The organism is Neopoerus faecalis (assembly GCF_029218125.1).
GTDB lineage: Bacteria > Bacillota > Clostridia > Oscillospirales > Oscillospiraceae > Oscillibacter > Oscillibacter faecalis_A.
Map to the genome: position 1 here is coordinate 1 of NZ_JARFXX010000018.1, position 19,277 is coordinate 19,277.

Below are 19,277 nucleotides of genomic sequence, written 5' to 3' on the forward strand. Positions count from 1 at the left end.
TCCGAACACGGTAGTTAAGCTCATTTCTGTCGACAATACTTGGCTGGCAACGGCCCGGAAAGATAGATAGCGCCAACACATTTCCCCGCAGAGTTTTCGCTCTGCGGGGAGTTTTTTTATTTCCGGCTATTCACAGTTCCACCCGACGTTTTAGCGCAATAACACGGCGTGTCTGTCACTTGCTGCCGATCGGGACTCATTTTCTCTTTTCGTGCTTTGGCCGATTTTCTTCGGTCCAGTTTCTCGGGTTGGTATCGTCGGGAGCAAGGCTGGCAAGGATGGCTTCATAGTGAGCAACCTTCTCGTCCATATATTTTACGGTAGTTTTGCCTCTTCCAAGCGCTGATAGGCCGCCGCCCTTTTCTATGAAGCATTCTACTGTTCTTGATTGGTCTGTTCCGTGTTCCGCTTCTCCGCCTTCAGCGCCGGCAGAGGAATGTCAATGCCGATAATGAGCTTGAACAGCCACAGGAACAGCAATATCACCAGAATGGGAATCAGGCAGGAGGTCACCAGCAGAATGGCCAGCGCCTCAATGAGATCGTTCAGCGTCTGCTTGAATTTTTCCAGTGTGCCGCTGGCCGCGCTGCCGATGCTGTCCTTGACCTTGGAAAATAGGCCGGAAAGCCCGCTCTGCTGGTCTGTGTCCGCCTCGGTTGTGGCGTCGGTCTCTACTTCCGCAGCATTTTCCTTGGCGTCCTCCAGCGTTTCGCTGATGGAGGCCTGATACGTCTGCTCGATCATGGAGGAGGCATAGATGCCGGAGGGGATGACCAGCACCAGCGCCAGAGCAAAGCAGGCCAGCCGCCACGCAAGGACCCGGAAAAACCGTTTCTGGCTGCACACGTATGCCGCCCCCAGCAGGCACGCCAGCGGGAACAGGACATGGAACGCTGCGCTGGCCGTGATGGTCAACAGGTATTTTTCTAAGAAGATGGCGCACAGGACGATGAGGAAGTACCCGCTGAGGTCCGCCAGCTTTTCGGCCACAGGCGTTGCGATGTCCCCCGGCAGTAGCGTGATGGCCGCCGAGGCCGCCGTGGAGGCGGCTGTCAGCTCCAGCACGGTGGTCTGCTTTTCCTGAAGTGCCGCAAGAGAGCCCTGATAGGTTTCCGGCCGGGTCATGACGGGCGCCAGCGCGAAAATCGAAAGCGCCGCCGCCAGTACCAGCGCTGTAACCCACGTGAATTTTTTTAGAAGCTCCTTTTTCATCCGTGTTCACCTCAAATGCTCAAATTTTCAGGACAAAGCCCATAGAAAAGAGCGGCGCTGTCGGCGCCGCCCAAACTCATAACATAATTATTATAGCAAAGGTCGGTTTTACAGTCAATTCCTATCCGATTTGGACGAATAAAATCGGAGGAATCCATAGAAGCGCGGCCTTGATTTCATGCAAAAAGCGAATTGCGGACGCGGCTCAAATCTGGTATCTTAAAGCTACAGAAAGTAGGGTGAGTCCAATGTATCAGTAACTTCACAAACTGAAGAAATCGGAGGTAATCATTGATGATAGAGCCCAAGTCTCACGCATGACTCCTGACCGTAGGCGGATGCCCGGGCAGGAGTCATTTTTTTGCCGTGAGGGGTATTTGGGGCTCGATTTTCCCGAGAGATTCCCACGATTGATATTTTCCTTGACAGCGCAAAGCATGGATTTTATATTAGTATAGATACAGTTCATCCCTCTATGCTTCTCGGCTAAGCGGTAATGCAGTTCTATGTGCTGACCGGACTGACCCTCTTGGCAAAAAGTTTTTGAGGCTGTAAAGGGAAATTTTACAACAGAAAGAAAGTGTCTTCATGAGAAACGAAAGAATGTATCAAGAATTTCTGGAGCTGGTCACCATAGATTGTGCCTCCGGCAAGGAAACCCCCATTGCGGAAAAGCTGAAAGCAAAGCTGACTGAGTTGGGCTTCACTGTGACGCAGGACCAGGCCGGAGAGACCTTCGGCGGTGAGTGCGGCAATGTGTATGCAGTCCGCGAGGGCGAGCTGGGCGGCTCCCTGATGTTCAGCTCCCACATGGACCGTGTTCCCAACGGGCTCGGCATCCATCCCGTAGAAAAGGATGGTGTGCTTTATTCTGATGGGAGCACGATTTTGGCAGCGGATGACATTTCCGGCGTCTGCGCCATTCTGGAAGGTGTGCGCCAGGCCTTGGAGGCTAAAAAGCCTCTGCCTCGGCTGGAGCTGTACTTTTCCGTAGGCGAGGAAGCCGGCCTGTGTGGAGCCGCCGCAACGGACGCAGCTATTTTCAAGTCCAGAATTGGTTATATCGTAGATTCTCCGGGTACCATCGGCCGCTTTATCACCGCTGCTCCGGGCCGCTATGAGTTGGGTGCGGAGATCATTGGACGTCCGGCTCATGCGGGCAATGAGCCGGAAAAGGGCATCAATGCCGCCAAGATCATGTGCGACATGATTTCCACATTAAAGCAGGGCAGACTGGATCCGGTCTCCACCTCCAATTTCCCCATTCTCTCTACCGGCACCCGCGTGCCCAACGTGGTGTGTGACTTTGCTTCTTTCAGAGGCGAGGCACGGAGCCGGGATTCGAAGACACTTCTGGATTATGTGGCCTATTTTGAGGAACATTGCAAGAAAGTCGCCGCGGAAAACGGAGCCGAAGTGAAGATCATTAAAAAGGAGTCATTCCTGCCTTTCTGCATTGCGGAGGACAACGAGGTGGTCTCCGTGGCGAAAGCGGCCTGTGCCAAGATTGGCCTGACGCCCCGGTTTGAAGCCGGCGGTGGCGGTATGGATGCCAATATCTACAACGCCCGCGGCCTGACAACCATCGGTGTTGCTTCCGGCTACAGCAAGAACCACACGAAAGAGGAACAGTTGGAGCTGGACAGCTTCTTTCAGTCCGGCGATTTGATTGCCGCCCTGATTACGGCCTATGGTGAGACCTGCACTGCTGACTGACAGTGCTTGTCAGGTAGGAAATACGAACTCTGAAACTCTTTGCCGGTTAGAAATCCTGTCTGTGAGGCTTTGCTAATGCAGGGTAATATGCCGTGGCATGCGGCACCTTGGCGATTTTACCAAGTGGAAGCGCGTTTTCCGTGCTATTCATAAAATTTCGTCCGAGGTGTGAGCAGTGAGCACATCGACCCGGCCGCGCAGGCCAAGCGCGCACAGGTGGCCGCCATGATGGCAGGATACCTGAAAAATCTGGAAATGAACTGAGCGCAAATAGAGAGGCAGAAGCCATATCGGCTTCTGCCTCTGAGGCTGTCGATAAAGTGATAAATTTTCCGCAACGGTAAGGAAGGGTGTGTGCGGGAAACCCAAGAAGGGTGTCCTGCGCCATTAAAATCCTAAGTTTTCAGAACTTTTATAAAGTTCTGAAAACTTGCTCAGCGGGGCGAAAAAACTTTTTCGACACGCTGAGGCAGAAGCCATATCGGCTTCTGCCTCTTGCTTTATTTCGGTTATGTATTTGCCCGGCGCACAGCGGCGGAAAGGCGGTCGATGACCCACACCAGCAGGATGAGACCCAAGGCGATAGCGCCCGCCTCCGGCCAGTTGTAGTGGTTCATGGCGAAGATCAACGGCGCGCCGATGCCGCCGGCACCTACCAGCCCTAAGACCGACGCCTCCCGGATGTTCACATCGAAGCGGTACAGCACGGCGGAGGCAAAGGCGGGGAGGAGTTGAGGCAGCACGGCATAGCGGATTCGCAGCAGCAGCGGGACGCCCATGGCCTCCAGCGCGTGATAGGCACGGAAATCCAGCGCCTCAATGGCCTCGGTGAACCGCTTGCTCAAAAGGCCCACGCTGCAAACGCATAGCGTAAGGACGCCGGTAAACGCGCCGGGACCTGTGACCCGGATGAAGATGAGGCCGTAAATCAAAAACGGAACGGAGCGGATGAGCATGACCGCCACGCGGAACAGCAGCGCGATGGGCTTCGGCACAAGACAGGCAGTGCCGAGGAATGACAGGGGAACAGCCAGTACCACACCAAGGCAGGTCCCTGCCAGCGCAATACAAACCGTTTCCAGCAGCAGATACCCAAGGCCGCTGGCATCTGTCTCAAAAAAGAAGGCCCAGTCGGGATGCAGCAGGCCGGAAACCATGGCCCGCACGGTCTGGGGACTGGTGTGGGAGAAGTCCGGTGGCTGGAGGGACAGGGTGCACAGCAGAACGAGCAGAGCGGCAGCCAGCCAAAGCACCCGCTTCTGCACGGCGGACAGGCGCCGTTCCTCCCGGATGATTTGCGACAGGAAGCGGCTGAGGGCCTCAATGGCGCAAACGGTCAGGAACAGGCAGAACAAAATCATGCCCACCTTGCCGTATTCCAGCCACGATATTTTTTCGTTCAGCAGCAGGCCGATGCCGCCGGCACCCACATAGCCCAAAATGGAACTGTGCCGCACGTTGGTTTCCAGCAGATAGAGGACATTGGAAAAATAAGAGGGGGCGATGCCGGGGACAACGGCGCGCCAATAGGCCCTTGCCGATGTGGCTCCCATGGCGCACAGGGCGCGGTATGCCGTGAGGTCGGCGGTCTCGATGTCCTCATAGGTCAGCCGGGTCAGGATAGCAAAGGTGTAAACCGTGATGGCCACGGTGCCGGAAAAGGTGCCAAGCCCAAACAAAAATGTGGCCAGCAGAGCCAGAATGAGGGCAGGGAAGGAGCGAAGCACCTGAATGAGCAGCCGAAGCAGCGTCCGGAGGGACCGTGGGGTGTGGAGGGCCTCCGTGCAAAACGGAGCCAAAAGCAGCGCGAAAAAGGCGCCCAGCGCCGTGCCGGTGACGGACATCTGAAGCGTGGCCAGCAACGGCGCAAGGATGCGGGGAGCATAGCCCCATTCCGGCGGCAGCATAGCGGAGAGCAGGTCCGTCAGGTGGCTCCGGCGGGCCCAGAACAGGGCGGGGGAGCAGCCGGTGAACTGCGCCGCCGTGAAAAAGAGCAGGCAGAAGACCAGCACGGAGACAAGCCGCTTTCGGGCAGGGCGGCTCATGACTGTGCCTCCTGTCCGCCGTACACGGCCGGGAGAATCTCCCGGGCCGGGGTGTCGGCCGGACCGTCAAACACCACGGCGCCGCCGTTCAGTCCAATGAGCCGGTTGGAAAACTCCTGTGACAGCTCTAAATTGTGGCTGTTCATGAGAATGGTCAGCTGCTGATCCCGCTGAATGTCCCGCAGAAGCGTTAAAATCTGCCGCCCGGTAACAGGGTCCAGCGAGGCCACCGGCTCGTCCGCCAGCAGCAGGGCAGGGCGGCGCATCAGCGCCCGGGCAATGGCGACCCGCTGCTTCTGTCCACCGGAAAGGCTTTTCACCGGCTCATCTACCTTGTCCAGCAGGCCTACCCGCTCCAGCAGCGCGTCTGCCGCGGCGATGCGGGCCTTTCCGAACAGGCCGCAGACTGCCGGGAGAAAGGCCATGTCCGGCAGACAGGCGTTGAGCACGTTCTGGCGGCAGGTGGCGTTTTCCACCAGCGCGTAATCCTGATAGATCGTGCCGATGGTGGCCTGAATGGCGCGGCGCTGTCGGCGGCCTGCGGCTTCAAAATGGACGCCGCTAACAAGAATTTCTCCGGCGTCACACAAAAGTGCGCCGTTGAGAATACGGAATAGGGTTGTTTTCCCGGCACCGGAGGGACCGATCACCGATACAAACTCTCCCGCGTCCACGGAAAAGCTGACATCATTCAGCGCGCGGGTCCCATTTGGAAACGCCTTGCGGATATGTTGAACTTCCAGCAGCATAAAAGCCTTTCAGCCCCGCAGCTCAAAGAAGCTGCGGGGCACATATTTTTTATAAGGGGATCAGCCCTCCAGAGATTTCAGAAGCTCCTGCGCGGCGCGCTCTCCGTCATAATCGGAGTCCTTGCCCCAAGTATAGCCCACCTGACTGAATACGCTGATGATATCCTTGCCCTCGTCGGTCTCGGCGATCTCGATGAACGCTTCGCCCAGCGCCTTGCGGAAATCCTCGTCCGCCATGGTGTCGGAGCTTTTGCTATAGGCGATCATGTCATTGTAGATGCCCTCGGTGACGCCGATGACGCCGGTCTGCTCCACCATGGGCGCGGTGCCGCCGAAATCGCTCTCCCACTTGGGGGCGTTCTTGATGCGGATATGGCCGTAGGACACCATCACATCCACCTGGCCGGAGGCCAGACGCGCCACGGAGGTGGTGTGAGAATCGGACTGCACAACGTTGTCAAGGTCGCTGATGCCCTTGCCGTAGTGCTCCTGAAGCCACAGGCAGGGATAGATGTAGCCGGAGGCGGAGGTGGGGCTGAGGACGGACCATGTAGCGCTGTTGAGGTCATCCCATGTCAGCTCCTCGCCGTTGTTGACCTTGGCCAGCAGCGCCTGGCCCTTTTCGCTGGGGCCGGCTAAAAGGATGCAGCGATAATACGTGCTCATGTCCTGCGTGTTTTCCTCAATGGTACCGTCATTCCAATCGGCGGGATTATCGGAGTCCTTGTTGATGGCATAGCGCAGCGCAGTGAGCAGCACATCGCAGTCATCGGAAAACAGCACATAGTTGCCGCCGGAAATAAAGCCGATGTCGGCGCTGCCGGCGCTGAGGGCTTCGCCCACGGCGGTGTAGCTGGTGCCGACGGTCATGTCGATCTCCTTGACATCATAGCCCTTTTCCAGCAGCTTTGCCTGCAGGAGCTGCTCCAGCGGCTCCGTGGCCGTGGTGATCTGGTCCGCGTCAGCGTAGGGGGAAAAGGCAATCTTCAAAGAGGGAATTTCTTTGACACCGGTCTCCGCCACATCTTTACCGGAATTGGCCGCCGGCGTCTCCTTTCCGGCGCAGCCAGTGGCGACGCCGAGACATAGCGCAAGGGAAAAAAGCGTTGCAAGGAACTTTTTCATAAGGATACCTCCAGATTTGATTTTCCGCCCGAAGCGCAAAAAAGGTATGTGCCTTGCAGCACATACCGAAGCGACTTCAAGCAGATGCTGACAGTCCTCCCGCGAATCAGGGGAAGACATGGGACGGTCGATTCTCACTGGAATCCTCTCAACCCGGAACACGGGCTCCCTCGCAATCTGGTTTCGTCATCAATCTGAGCGCGGCGCCAAGGCGCTCCCCTTTGCACCGCATTCCGTAACCGATGTTTACCATACCACAGCTTTCCCCAAAATTCAAGCAGAATTTGCAAGCGCCTCCCATTCCTTTATCGATTCGACGATATTCAGGTATTCGTTGGAGTTTATCAGCATTTTTACTTTTCCTACACGGTGCAACAGTTTTTCGTTATCAAATGTTTGTATTTTAACGGTGCATCCGGACAATTCCTTTCTATGTGCCGAATGAAAATTTGGCGGGCTTTATTGATCATTCACCTTGGGCGCCTTTTATGAAAATATCCACAGCAGAAAGACAATGGTGTTGGTGGAATAAACAAGGAAAATAAGTAACATTACGTAAATCATGTTCGTTTTTCTAAAAATAAAAAAGCGGGCAAGAAAACCGTTGCAGTTCGCAGATATAGGGGCGTATACTGGGGAAAATTAAAACGCTGAGGAACATTTGATCAGGAGGAGACAATATGGAAAGAACGTTCAAAAAGGTCCTGGTGGCAAACCGGGGCGAGATCGCCATGCGGATCTTCCGGGCCTGCCACGATCTGGGGCTGCAGACCGTAGCGATCTACTCCAATGAAGATACATACAGTCTGTTCCGCACAGCGGCGGATGAGTCCTATCTCATTGGCGAGAATGAAAGCCCTCTGGGGGCCTATCTGAATATCGACCGGATCATTCGCCTTGCCAAAAAGCATGGGGCAGATGCCATCCATCCCGGCTACGGCTTTCTGAGCGAAAATGGTGACTTTGCCCGCGCCTGCGAGGCAGCAGGCATCCAGTTCATCGGCCCCAGTTCCAGGGTTCTCGATATGATGGGCGACAAGCTCTCGGCCAAGCAGATGGCACTGGAGTGCGGCGTGCCCACCACCCCCGGCACGGCAGAGCCGCTGAAAGACCGGGCAGAGGCACAGAAGCTGGCCGTGGAGTTCGGCTTCCCTGTGATTTTGAAAGCCGCCGCAGGAGGCGGCGGGCGAGGTATGCGCCGCTGCGACACCGTGGAAGATGTGGGCGTAAATTTCGATCTGGTGAAGGCTGAAGCAAAAAAGGCCTTCGGCAATGACGACATCTTCATGGAGAAATTTCTGGTGGAGCCTAAGCACATCGAGATTCAGGTGCTGGGCGATGAATACGGCAATGTGGTGCATCTTTACGAGCGTGATTGCTCTTTGCAGCGGCGCTATCAGAAAGTAGTGGAATTCACCCCTGCTTTCTCCGTCGCGCCGGAGGTGCGGCAGGCGCTGTGTGACGACGCAGTGAAGATTGCCCGGCACGTAGGCTATGTCAACGCCGGAACGCTGGAATTCCTTGTGGACAAGGACGGCCACCATTACTTTATCGAGATGAATCCCCGCATTCAGGTAGAGCACACGGTCACGGAGGTGGTAACGGGCATCGATCTGGTACGCTCTCAGATTCTCATTGCCGAGGGCAAGCCTCTCAGCGACCCGGAGATCGGCATCACCTCCCAAGAGGACATCCATCAAAACGGCTACGCCATCCAGTGCCGCATTACCACCGAGGACCCGGCCAACAACTTCGCGCCGGACACCGGAAAGATCACCTCTTACCGCTCCTCCGGCGGTTTCGGTATTCGTCTGGACGGCGGCAATGCCTACACCGGCGCGGTGATTTCCCCCTATTATGATTCTCTGCTGGTAAAGGTCACCACTTGGGACAACACCTTCGCCGGCGTCTGCCGGAAGGCCGCCCGTGCCATCAACGAGGTGCATGTCCGGGGCGTTAAGACCAACATCGCATTCATCACCAATATCCTGAAAAATCCCACTTTTATCGCCGGCGGCTGCCATACAAAGTTTATCGACGAGACACCGGAGCTGTTCCAGTTGGGTGAGAGTCAGGATCGGGCCACCAAGATGCTCAAGTATATCGGCAATATCGTGGTAAAGGAGCGGGACGGTCATAAGTTCTACGATGCGCCCCGGTTCCCGCCGGTGACCGGCAACCGTCCAGACGGTCTGAAGCAGTTGCTGGACGCCAAGGGCCCCAAAGCGGTAGCGGACTGGGTGCTGGCTCAGAAGAAGCTGCTTATCACTGACACCACCTGCCGCGATGCCCACCAGTCCCTGCTGGCCACCCGCGTCCGTACCCGGGACATCGTCAAAGGCATGGACGGCACCAGTGAGATTCTGTCCGACGCCTTCTCTCTGGAGTGCTGGGGCGGCGCCACCTTCGACGTCGCTTACCGCTTCCTTCATGAGTCCCCCTGGGAGCGGCTGGACCTCATCCGCCAAAAAGCGCCCAACCTGCTGCTGCAGATGCTGCTGCGGGGCGCTAACGCCGTGGGCTATACCAACTATCCCGATAACGTGATCCGGGAGTTCATCAAGGAAGCTGCCCGCTCCGGCATTGATGTGTTCCGCGTATTCGACTCTCTGAACTGGCTGCCCGGCATGGAGGTTGCCATGGACGAGGTGCTCAAGCAGGATAAGATCTGTCAGGCCGCCATTTGCTACACCGGCGACATTCTGGATCCCAAGCGGGACAAATACACCCTGAATTACTATGTGAAAATGGCCAAGGAGCTGGAGCACCGGGGCGCCCATATGCTCTGCATCAAAGATATGTCCGGCATCCTCAAGCCCTATGCCGCTAAAAAGCTGGTCTCCACCCTCAAGCAGGAAATCGGCATTCCCATCCAGCTCCACACGCATGACACCTCCGGCAACCAGGTAGCTGCCTGCCTGCTGGCAGCGGAGGCCGGAGTAGATGTGGTAGATCTGGCAATCAGCTCCATGGCCGGCATGACCAGCCAGCCCTCTATGAACGCTGTGGCGGCGGCCCTGCAGGGCACTGAACGGGACACTGGACTGGATTTGGAGCGTTTGCAGTTCCTCACGAACTACTGGGAGGATGTGCGCAAGCGCTATGACTCCTTCGAAGGCGGCCTTCAGTGCAACAACGCAGACATCTACCGCTATGAGATTCCCGGCGGCCAGTATACCAACCTCAAGCCGCAGGTAGAGTCACTGGGTCTCGGCAGCCGTTTCACAGAGGTCAAGGAAAACTACCGGTTGGTCAACCAAATGCTGGGCGACATTGTAAAGGTGACCCCCTCCAGCAAAATGGTGGGCGATTTGGCCATCTTCATGACCCAGAACGATCTGACTCCGGAGACCATCGTGGAAAAGGGCGAGGGCCTCGCTTTCCCCGACAGCGTTGTCAGCTACTTCTCCGGCATGATGGGACAGCCGGCCTGCGGTTTTCCAAAGGAGCTGCAAAAGGTAGTCCTTAAGGGAAAGCAGCCCATCACCTGCCGTCCCGGCCAACTGCTTCCCCCGGTGGATTTTGACGCCAAGAAAAAAGAGATGCAGGCGTTCGACCCCGATCCCAGCCGGCGTGCCGTGCTGAGTTATTGCCTCTATCCCAAGGTAGTGGAGGCGTTCGTCAAGCAACAGAAAGAATACGGCTACATCATGCGGCTGGGCAGCCATGTGTTCTTCCATGGGTTGGCTGTGGGTGAGACCAATAAGGTCAATATTGCCGACGGTAAAACGTTGGTCATCAAGTATCTGGGCCTTGGCGATATAGATAAGGACGGGATGCGCACCGTTATCTTTGAACTCAACGGCATCCGCCGGGAAGTGCAGGTGCCGGACGAGGCTGCGCAGAAGAATATCGTCAAAGTCCCCATGGCCGATCCGGAGGATAAGAGTCAGGTAGGCGCGTCCATCCCCGGCGCGGTGAGTAAGATCGCCGTAAAGGCCGGTGACCGGGTGGAAAAGAACCAGACGCTGGTCACCATCGAAGCCATGAAGATGGAGACCGCCATTACCGCCCGGATGGACGGCACGGTGGACACCGTGGAGGTCAAGGAGGGTGACACCGTCAAGGGCGGCCAGCTGCTGCTGACCATCAAATAATGTCCTTTCAAGAGAAGTATCGCCTTGCCCTGACAAGTCAGCAGGACATTATGGAGCCGCTGGTAGTCCTCCTTTGAAAATTCCACCTGATAGCAGTCCTCGGTTTGGGCATAGGGCGGGTCACAGTAAGGCCGCATATTGGTAATGACATTCTTGAATAGCTGAAATACGTTGCCCCGCAGGGCCACAGAAAAGGAAGCGGATACGCGCTCTATAGCGCGTATCCGCTTCCTTTTGCCGTAGGGGAACCTTCACTGCCCTAACCAGCTTCTTAGACATCCACGCACCGTGTTTATAGCGCACCAAGGCAAAAAGCGCCGTGACCGTCCATGTCAGGCCCGTTGTCAGCCAAATGCCCCACATCCCAATGAGAGGAATCGCTGTCAGGCCAATGGCAAAGGCTACCCGCGCAATCACCTCCACGATACCGTTCATCAGGGCATACATAGAGTCCCCTGCGCCGTTGAGCATATAGCGGAGAATCTGGACACCGCCCAACCCCATCAGGAACAGACTGGTGATTCGGATGCCATTCATGACTTCCAACAGTGGCTTCGGCTATATTCGACCAATTAAAAAAATTATTACAAATCCAGCACCAAATCTTGTATTTATATGTCCCTCCACTCATAATTGAACAAAAATTTGTTTTTGTTTAATTATATCGATCCAACAAAATCCTGCTTTCTGCACCCGACAAACGAAATCGTACCAACACCAAACCGTTTACTTTATAAAACAGGGATTGCATTTTTTCGTCAGATATGCTTTAATAAATCCACAACAACGGGGTGCCTGCGTCAGCAGGCTGAGATACGGCTGCCTTTGCCGGGACCCGCGACCTGATTTGGGTAATGCCAACGTAGGGAAATAAACGGTTTGACCTACGAATATGCAGTTATGCATATTCTTTTTTTATTGTTTGCAGCGCGCTTGGGCGCGTTTGCGGCGGCGGATCGGGGACACCACCTTCCACCGCTATAAAAAACGAATGCAGAAAAAGGAGAATGACAATGAAAAACGCATTCAGCATTGCCGCGAAGCATAGCGGCAAAGGTGTCGGTATGGAGAATAAGTCTCTCACCATTGCCGACACACCATCCCTGCACACCTCCCGCACAGAGCACCGCTTCAAGCGGCTGGGAGCGTTGGGTCTCGCCGCAGCCATGGTGCTGGGGCTGACCGCCTGCGGCTCCAAGCAGGAGACGCCCGATTCCCCGGCAGCCGATGGGGCCGACCGCGAAAAGGTTGTGATCTACACCCCCACCGAGGACTATCTCATTGAATATATGCAGCAGCGGTTGGACGAGCAGTTCCCCCAGTATGACATCTCTCTGGAATACTACCATTCCGGCGATCTGGCGGCCAAGCTGAAAGCCGAGGGCGCCGACACCTCCTGCGATATTATTTTTGACTGCGAATACGGCTATCTGGAAAGCCTCAGCGACAATCTGGCGGTGATCGATTTCATTGACCCTGACCAGTTTGTAGAGGATATGCGCTCCCCGGACAACAAGTATATGCCTGTGGACCGCTACAGCGGCTCTGTCATTGTCCGTCCCGACCTGTTGGAGGAAAAGGGCCTGCCTATTCCCCAGAGCTATGACGATCTTTTAGCCGACGAGTACCGCGGACTGATCGAAATGCCGGACCCCACCCAGTCCTCCACCGGCTATCTTTTCCTGAAAAGCCTTGCCAACGCATGGGGCGAGGAGGAAGCTCTGGCCTACTTCGACAAGCTGGATGAAAATATCCTGCAATATACCGGCGGCGGCTCCGCACCGGTGAAAGACGCAGTGGCCGGGGAATGTGCCATCGCCCTGAGCCTGACCTTCAAGGCCGTGGACCTGATCAACGAGGGGGCCGATCTGGACATCCTGTTCTTCAAAGAGGGCGCGCCCTATACCCCTGCCGGATTGTCCATCATCGCCGGTCACGAGACCCGGCAGCCGGTGATCGACGTTGTCACGTATTTCTACAGTGATGTGATCGACGATTACCTGAGCACCTATCTGCCCGAAAAGGTAAAGGTGGATCAGGTCAACAGCGTTGAAAATTACCCCACGGATATTCCCTACGCCGATATGTCCAACAATACGCCGGATGTGAAAGAGGCTCTGCTGGCAAAATGGGAGCATTAAACCCCGACAGCAAGCTCTGCGTTCTTCATTGCAGCAAGGCGTACAGCGGCCAGCCGATTCTACAGGACATCAGCTTTACCGTCCGGGATGGAGAGTTCCTCTCCATCCTGGGCCCCTCCGGCTGCGGAAAGACCACGCTGCTGCGAATTTTGACCGGTCTCGTCTCCCCTGACAGCGGCACGATTCTCAAGGACGGGCAGGACATCACCCACCTGCCGCCGGACCAACGGAAAATCGGCATCGTGTTTCAGAACTACGCGCTGTTTGAGAACATGACCGTGCTGAAAAACGTTGCTTACGCACTGCGTTTTCACGCTGCTTTCCGCGGAAAGGAAGCCGCCATGGCCAAGGACATTTTGGAGCGGGTCGGCATGGGGGACGCGCTGGACAAGTATCCCGCGCAGCTCTCCGGTGGGCAGCAGCAGAGAACGGCCATTGCCCGGACGCTGGTCATGAAGCCGGACGTCATTCTCTTTGACGAGCCCATGGCCGCGCTGGACGCGGAAAACCGCCTGACACTGCGGGACGAGATCAAAAAGCTGCAGCACAGCTTTGACTCCACCATCCTCTATGTTACCCATGACCAGGAGGAGGCATTTGCCCTCTCCGACCGCATTATGGTTTTGGAGCAGGGCCGTATTCATCAGTTAGACACACCGGAAAACCTGCTGCATCACCCGGCGGACAGCTATGTAGAACAATTCGTGGGGCAAAATCTGCTGCGCCGGCTGCGGGATTTACAGCAGTATACCAATATGGCGGAGGAATAGTGACAAAATGGAGAACAAATCTGCTTTTGTCAGAAATTCCGCTTGCTTGCTGCTGCTCTTTTTCGCCTGCTTTGTAGTCTGGCCGGTGGGGCGCATGTTTTCCTCGATCACCTATCAGAGCGCTATGGAGGTGTTTTCCTCCCCTGTTTTCCGTAAGGCGCTTTGTTCTTCCCTTGTCTCCGCTTCTTTCACAACGGTCTTTTCCATGCTGTTGGCGCTCTTAATGGCGCTTTTGGTATGCAGGACCCATGCGGGCGGGGCTGTCTGGCAGGTGGTGTTCATTCTTCCCATGCTGGTCCCCTCGGTCTCGCTGGGTACAGGGCTGGTACTGCTGCTGGGGGCCAACGGCTTTTTGACCCGGCTCCTGCATCTCTCCGGCAGTATCTACGGCCTCCACGGCATTGTTTTAGGGCAGGTCCTATACACGGCCCCGGTGGCCTTTTTGCTTCTTTGCAACATTTTGCGGTATGAGGATTATACCCCCCATGAGGCGGCTATGGTGCTGGGCGTGCCTGCACGCAGCCGCTTTGCCAGTCTCACGCTGGGACATCTCCGGCGGGAGAGCATTGCCGCCGCCTTTCTGGTCTTTTCCATGGCGGTCACGGATTACGGCATCCCGCTGGCCGTGGGCGGCAAGGTGAAAACGCTGGCTACGGTTCTATATGCCAGCGTTGCCGGGCAGCAGCAATTCGGCAAGGGCTGTATCATCGGCGTCTGCCTGCTAATTCCGGCCCTGCTGGCCTTTCTCTTTGATTCCGGGCGCAGACAAAGCGCCTCCGGCACAACGCGCCGGGAATTTTTCGTCCCGCACCGCCCGGTGGCCGACATAGCCGCCTTCTGCCTGTGCTGTGTCATCGGACTTCTATTTGTCCTGCCTATTTTAGCCTTTCTTTTCACCATGCTGTTAGAGGATTATCCGCTGCACATGGAACTGACATTGCGGCACATCCGGGACTGCCTGAATGCCCGGGGCGTACTGGGGTTAAAGAACTCCCTGCTGCTCTCCGCAGGCACCGCGCTGGGCGGGACAGTGATTGCAGCCTTTGCGGCGTATGCCGCGGCAAGACACCGGGGCAGCCTTGCAAGATCGGTCCATTTGCTTTCCACTCTGACGCTGTCGATTCCCGGCTTGGTGCTGGGCCTTGCCTATGTGCTGGCCTTCAAGCGGACTGCGCTTTATGAGACCATGGGAATCCTGATCTTCTCCAGCATCATCCATTTCTTCACAACGCCCTACCTGATGCTCTATCAGACCTTCGGCAAGCTGAATGCCAATCTGGAGGGCACCGGCCGGGTGCTCGGAGTCCCTCCTTTCTGCCTGTTTGCAAACGTATTTCTGCCCCAGTGTGCCGAAACGCTGCTGGATATGTTTTCTTATTTCTTTTTAAATGCCATGGTCACGATCTCGGCGGTATCGTTTCTGGCCACCGCCCAGACCCGCCCGCTTTCCATGCTGGTCACGCAGTACAGTGACCAGATCAACCCGGAGGGGGCAGCCGTTTTGTCCTTTTTTATCCTTACCATCAATCTTCTGGTACGCGGAATCGTATTTTTACTCAAGCGCCTCCTGTGTACACCGGCCCGTGCCGCGCAGTAAGGGACTTCCCTTTCCTGCCGCCTACTGCCACGGCTTTCCCGTGGTATACCCCTGCTCCTGCCAATAGGCATCGTCCACTGCGGACATTCTCTGCTTTCTATGCAGGAATTGATAGAGCGTAAACAGGCATTTTACCTTGAAAGATGGGGTCAAATTCGCCGCACACCGCCGGACACGCCGGGCCGTTCGCCGGACCTTGGCTTCCGCCGATGTGCGGAAGGACGCGGGCAGGTTCGTCCAATCGTAATTCCACACCTTCTGGGAGAGAATATGGGTCCGGGCAATCCCCCAGTAATCGGTGCTGTCCTTGAGCTCGCGGGTCGTTGAGCGTGTGCCGCCGCCTGCGGCTGTGTTGATGATGACCGCCTGCTTTTTCATAAAGGACAGGTCCGGGCGGTGGACCATCCATCGGTAAGCGAAGTGGTCCAGCAGCGTTTTCATCTGCCCCGGAACGTGGAACACATACGTCGGTGCACAGAAAATGAGCAATTCGGACTGCTCCATAGCGGCAAGAATCGGGGCAAGCGCGGCAGAGCCGCCGCATTTCTGCTCCTGTCCCCTGATGCAGGCATAGCACCCCATACAGATATGGGGCATATCCTTTGGAAGCTGAAATTCAAAGAGCCGCCCGTTGTCCAAAAGCTCACAGATCAGCAGCCGGGCGAGATTGTATGTACTGGACTACGCCCTCCTGCCAGTGGCATAAATGACGGTGATATTCATACCCTTTCCCCCTTTTCGCACCGGTCTTCACCGGTGCGTTTCTTTGATTTCCGGCTTCTTTCGATAGCTGGCTTCAACCTGAGCGATAAACCGGTCAATGTGTGTATTCAGCAAGGCCGACACGGGAGCTTTGTCCTCCGCACCGTCATAGATGCTGTAGAGCAGGTAGATCGGCCCATAAAACTCCAAGGCCAGCTGCATACCGGCCTTATCATCCCCTGTCAATTTCCGGAAAATCGCCGCCATATAATCAAGGGGTCCGGCTGCAAGATACTTCTGATAAAGCCGCGCAAGGGCCGGGTCCCGGTACTGCTCCAGCGTCAGCATTTTGCGAAAATCTGCGGGAAAGGGCTCCTGTGTCCAATGGTTGAACTGCGCCGTGCTGTAGGCCAAAATCCTTTCGGCAGGCGCACTTAAATACGCCTCTGCAAACTGCGCTGTCTCTGCCTGCGGCATTTGGTATTGCGCGGCCCGCTCACGATCCAGCTCGTTCATCCGTTCCACAATTCGGTCTAAAATTTCCTGCTTACCGGTGTAGTGCTTATATAACGCGGCCTTTGTGATTCCCAACCGCTCCGCGATCATGCTCATGGATGTTCCGAGATAGCCGTTCTGCGCGAACAATTCCAGCGCCGTTTCCAGAATCCTCTCTTTTGTCTCCACTGCTATCATGTCCCCCCCCCAAAAAAAAGTAACCAATCGGTAACTTATAGTTTAGCTACCGATCGATTACTTGTCAAGAGGCATCTGAAAATTTGCGGCAAAATCCTGTTCGTGCAGGTCATGCGTTCAGCGGCTTACCCGATGCCGCCCACAATACGCTCGTAGATGCGGGCCGTCAGACCGTACACCATGGCATACACAGCGGCAAAGGCCATGAGGGTCCCCGCCGCAGAGGGCAAGCAGCCGCGTGTCATACAGGCTGAACAGCTCCAAAATACGGCAGATCATGGGAAATGCCACTAAGATATGAAGTCCCGCTGTCAGCAGCGGCAGGAAAAACACCAGCAGAATCTGCCCCCGGATGGACAGGGCCACCTCTCCGGGGCTCATGCCTACCTGCTGCATGATTTGGTAGCGCCGCTGGTCCTCATAGCCCTCGGACACCTGCTTATAGTAAATGATGAGCACGGTGGCCAGCAGGAACGGCAGGCCCAAGAAAATTCCCAAAAACAGGAAGCCGCCGTACATGGTATAAAATTCCACCGCCATGTCCTGATGGCTCCTGACACTGAACGCCCCATCGGAAACGGCCAAAAGCGCTTCCGCGCAATTCAGCTTCTCCGCGTCTGTCCCATCTAAATCAAAGCGGAGGCGGAGACTTTTGGAAACCAAGTCCATATCTGCCAGACGGGCCGCAAAGGCATCGTCCGCTACCAGCCCAAGGGCCGCCATGTCCTCGGTCCCATCAGAAGTGATGCTCCCTGCCGGGAATGTGTCCAGCCGGGCCTTAACATGAAGGGGAATATCAAAATGGTAAAGAATATACTTACTGGCAGGTTAGGTATACAGTTGGGTATGACCCCGGTACAGGAAAGCAGATTCAACGTTCCATATCAGGAAAGACGCAGAAAGTGGTCGCAGAAAAACTAAAAGTCATTACCACAGATCGACTGCGGCTCTTATATAGAGCCCAATAAGCAGACGCTTGGGCAGTGGTTAGATACTTGGATGGATACTGATTGCTGAATATCAAGCCCCGCACACTTGATATTTATAAGTCCGACATTCGGCTCCACATCAAACCATTGCTGAGAGCGATCCGCTTAGATATGCTGGATGCTCCAACGATACAGGGAGCTTACATCAATCTTCTGAGGCCTTCTGGAAAGCATCCAAAGGGGTTTTCCCCCAAGACAATCAAAAATGTCCATAGAGTTCTTCATAAAGCATTGCAGCAGGCTGTTCTGATTGGATATATCCGGTTTAATCCGGCGGATACCTGCATTCTTCCACGTGTTGAAAAGGCAAAGGTTGCACCTTGTAATGATGCACAGATTTCGCCTTTTATAAAAGAAGTTCACGGGAACCGCTTTGAAACCCTCTTTGTTGTCACTCTGTTTACAGGAGTTTGTGAGGGTGAGATTCTCGAGCTGACATGGGATTGTGTGGATTTTGATAACGGTGTTCTGACGATCAATAAGCAGATGCAGCTTCATCAGGATAAGGACATGAAAGCATACCAGCTTGTTTCTACGAAAAACAGCAAGGCCCGGACAATTATTACGGCGGCCCCCTTTGTTATGGAACGGCTGAAGCATTGAAAAGTGGAGCAGACAAAGGAACGGCTTCTTGCTGCCCACTGAGGCAGCAGAGTGGACTTGTATTTACAGACGCAACCGGAAACCACATCACAAAGCCGACCCTATATAGAGCATTTAAGAGAGCTACTGCATCCATTGGCAGACCGGATGCGCGTTTTTATGACCTGAGACATGGCTACACTGTGGCGACGCTTCGCTCCGGGGACGATATTAAGACCGTACAGGGGAATTTAGGTCAAGCCACAGCCACCTTTACACAGGATGTTTACGGCCATGTTATAATGCAGATGACAGAAGTCAGTGCAGCCCATATAGAAAAACAGTTTCCATGGGATAAAGCGAAGGTACAAAGCAGACCCTGAAGTTCCTGTGCTACAGAAACCTCAGGACCTGGTAAGGCTGAAAATAAGGTTAAATTTGCTCTCGATGACAGAAAAGAACCCCTAAAGCCTTATAGCTCAAGGGGTTTATTGGTCAGGCAGCTTCCATTCGGACGCTTTTACCTCTCGTCTTTTCTAATCAGCAACCAAGATGGTAAAAACGGAACTAACAACCTAATAGTTTCCGTTCTGCTTCCACATTTTCTATGTGCCATCTGGTAATGCCTTGTTTCTCATCCTCATATATCGACTTACAACTCGCACTGAGTGCAAGCATACCTTTCTGTAGACAGTCTTCTGCATATATCCAATTTTCACTAAGCCTGAGCACAAAAAAACTCCCCGCAGAGCGAAAACTCTGCGGGGAAATGTGTTGGCGCTATCTATCTTTCCGGGCCGTTGCCAGCCAAGTATTGTCGACAGAAATGAGCTTAACTACCGTGTTCGGAATGGGAACG

The 19,277-nt window shown here is 55.2% G+C and carries 14 protein-coding genes, 1 rRNA gene and 1 pseudogene; 7 read left to right on the forward strand and 9 right to left on the reverse strand.

Going from position 1 to position 19,277, the window contains the following annotated elements:
• Nucleotides 1–375: 375 nt before the first annotated feature.
• Nucleotides 376–1,212 carry a hypothetical protein gene (locus tag PY311_RS12320; RefSeq protein WP_286148999.1) on the reverse strand — a complete coding sequence of 279 codons (837 nt, stop codon included), beginning with the start codon at nt 1,210–1,212 and terminating at the stop codon, nt 376–378.
• Between the two features lie 588 nt (nt 1,213–1,800).
• On the opposite strand from PY311_RS12320, the gene PY311_RS12325 reads away from it, so the two are divergent.
• Nucleotides 1,801–2,928: a M20/M25/M40 family metallo-hydrolase gene (locus PY311_RS12325; protein ID WP_286149000.1), complete on the forward strand. Its 1,128-nt coding sequence runs from the start codon at nt 1,801–1,803 to the stop codon at nt 2,926–2,928.
• Between the two features lie 509 nt (nt 2,929–3,437).
• Here PY311_RS12325 and phnE read toward each other — a convergent pair.
• The 3 genes from phnE to PY311_RS12340 are packed head-to-tail and all read right to left on the reverse strand — an operon-like array spanning nt 3,438 to nt 6,847.
• Nucleotides 3,438–4,973, reverse strand: a complete 1,536-nt coding sequence (gene phnE / locus PY311_RS12330) for a phosphonate ABC transporter, permease protein PhnE (RefSeq protein ID WP_286149001.1) — start codon at nt 4,971–4,973, stop codon at nt 3,438–3,440.
• Nucleotides 4,970–5,722 carry a phosphonate ABC transporter ATP-binding protein gene (locus PY311_RS12335; protein WP_286149002.1) on the reverse strand — a complete coding sequence of 251 codons (753 nt, stop codon included), beginning with the start codon at nt 5,720–5,722 and terminating at the stop codon, nt 4,970–4,972. The genes phnE and PY311_RS12335 overlap by 4 nt, the downstream gene beginning before the upstream one ends.
• 60 nt (nt 5,723–5,782) lie before the next feature.
• A complete protein-coding gene (locus PY311_RS12340; RefSeq protein ID WP_286149003.1) occupies nt 5,783–6,847 on the reverse strand; it encodes a phosphate/phosphite/phosphonate ABC transporter substrate-binding protein in 1,065 nt (354 codons plus the stop codon).
• A gap of 680 nt (nt 6,848–7,527) precedes the next feature.
• Between PY311_RS12340 and PY311_RS12345 the strand changes: the two genes are divergently transcribed.
• Nucleotides 7,528–10,944 (forward strand): pyruvate carboxylase, encoded by a 3,417-nt coding sequence (locus tag PY311_RS12345; RefSeq protein WP_286149004.1) that lies wholly within the window; start codon nt 7,528–7,530, stop codon nt 10,942–10,944.
• Nucleotides 10,945–11,064: 120 nt separating this feature from the next.
• On the opposite strand, the gene PY311_RS12355 is transcribed toward PY311_RS12345, so the two are convergent.
• Nucleotides 11,065–11,481, reverse strand: coding sequence for a hypothetical protein (locus PY311_RS12355; RefSeq protein ID WP_286149005.1), 417 nt, complete (start codon nt 11,479–11,481; stop codon nt 11,065–11,067).
• Between the two features lie 476 nt (nt 11,482–11,957).
• On the opposite strand from PY311_RS12355, the gene PY311_RS12360 reads away from it, so the two are divergent.
• From PY311_RS12360 to PY311_RS12370, 3 genes are all read left to right on the forward strand, one after another.
• The gene (locus PY311_RS12360; protein ID WP_286149006.1) at nt 11,958–13,085 is read left to right on the forward strand and encodes an extracellular solute-binding protein; all 1,128 of its coding nucleotides are present in this window, start codon (nt 11,958–11,960) and stop codon (nt 13,083–13,085) included.
• Nucleotides 13,073–13,855, forward strand: a complete 783-nt coding sequence (locus PY311_RS12365; RefSeq protein ID WP_286149007.1) for an ABC transporter ATP-binding protein — start codon at nt 13,073–13,075, stop codon at nt 13,853–13,855. The genes PY311_RS12360 and PY311_RS12365 overlap by 13 nt, the downstream gene beginning before the upstream one ends.
• Nucleotides 13,856–13,949: 94 nt before the next feature.
• Nucleotides 13,950–15,452, forward strand: coding sequence for an ABC transporter permease subunit (locus tag PY311_RS12370; protein ID WP_286149008.1), 1,503 nt, complete (start codon nt 13,950–13,952; stop codon nt 15,450–15,452).
• Between the two features lie 21 nt (nt 15,453–15,473).
• Here PY311_RS12370 and PY311_RS12375 read toward each other — a convergent pair.
• From PY311_RS12375 to PY311_RS12385, 3 genes and pseudogenes are all read right to left on the reverse strand, one after another.
• Nucleotides 15,474–16,118 (reverse strand): annotated as a pseudogene (locus PY311_RS12375) (flavodoxin family protein); the annotation flags it as partial.
• 84 nt (nt 16,119–16,202) lie between these two features.
• Nucleotides 16,203–16,847, reverse strand: a complete 645-nt coding sequence (locus tag PY311_RS12380) for a TetR/AcrR family transcriptional regulator (RefSeq protein WP_286149009.1) — start codon at nt 16,845–16,847, stop codon at nt 16,203–16,205.
• 117 nt (nt 16,848–16,964) lie between these two features.
• Nucleotides 16,965–17,570, reverse strand: a complete 606-nt coding sequence (locus tag PY311_RS12385) for an FtsX-like permease family protein (RefSeq protein WP_286149010.1) — start codon at nt 17,568–17,570, stop codon at nt 16,965–16,967.
• A 287-nt stretch (nt 17,571–17,857) separates the two neighbouring features.
• Here PY311_RS12385 and PY311_RS12390 point away from each other — a divergent pair, with 287 nt between their 5' ends.
• Nucleotides 17,858–18,439, forward strand: coding sequence for a tyrosine-type recombinase/integrase (locus tag PY311_RS12390; RefSeq protein ID WP_286149011.1), 582 nt, complete (start codon nt 17,858–17,860; stop codon nt 18,437–18,439).
• Complete coding sequence (locus PY311_RS12395; RefSeq protein WP_286149012.1) at nt 18,436–18,801, forward strand: tyrosine-type recombinase/integrase; 366 nt, start codon at nt 18,436–18,438, stop codon at nt 18,799–18,801. Before PY311_RS12390 ends, PY311_RS12395 begins: the two co-directional genes overlap by 4 nt.
• 389 nt (nt 18,802–19,190) lie before the next feature.
• Here the strand turns inward: PY311_RS12395 and rrf are convergent.
• Nucleotides 19,191–19,277: ribosomal RNA gene (gene rrf / locus PY311_RS12760) — 5S ribosomal RNA — on the reverse strand; the annotation flags it as partial.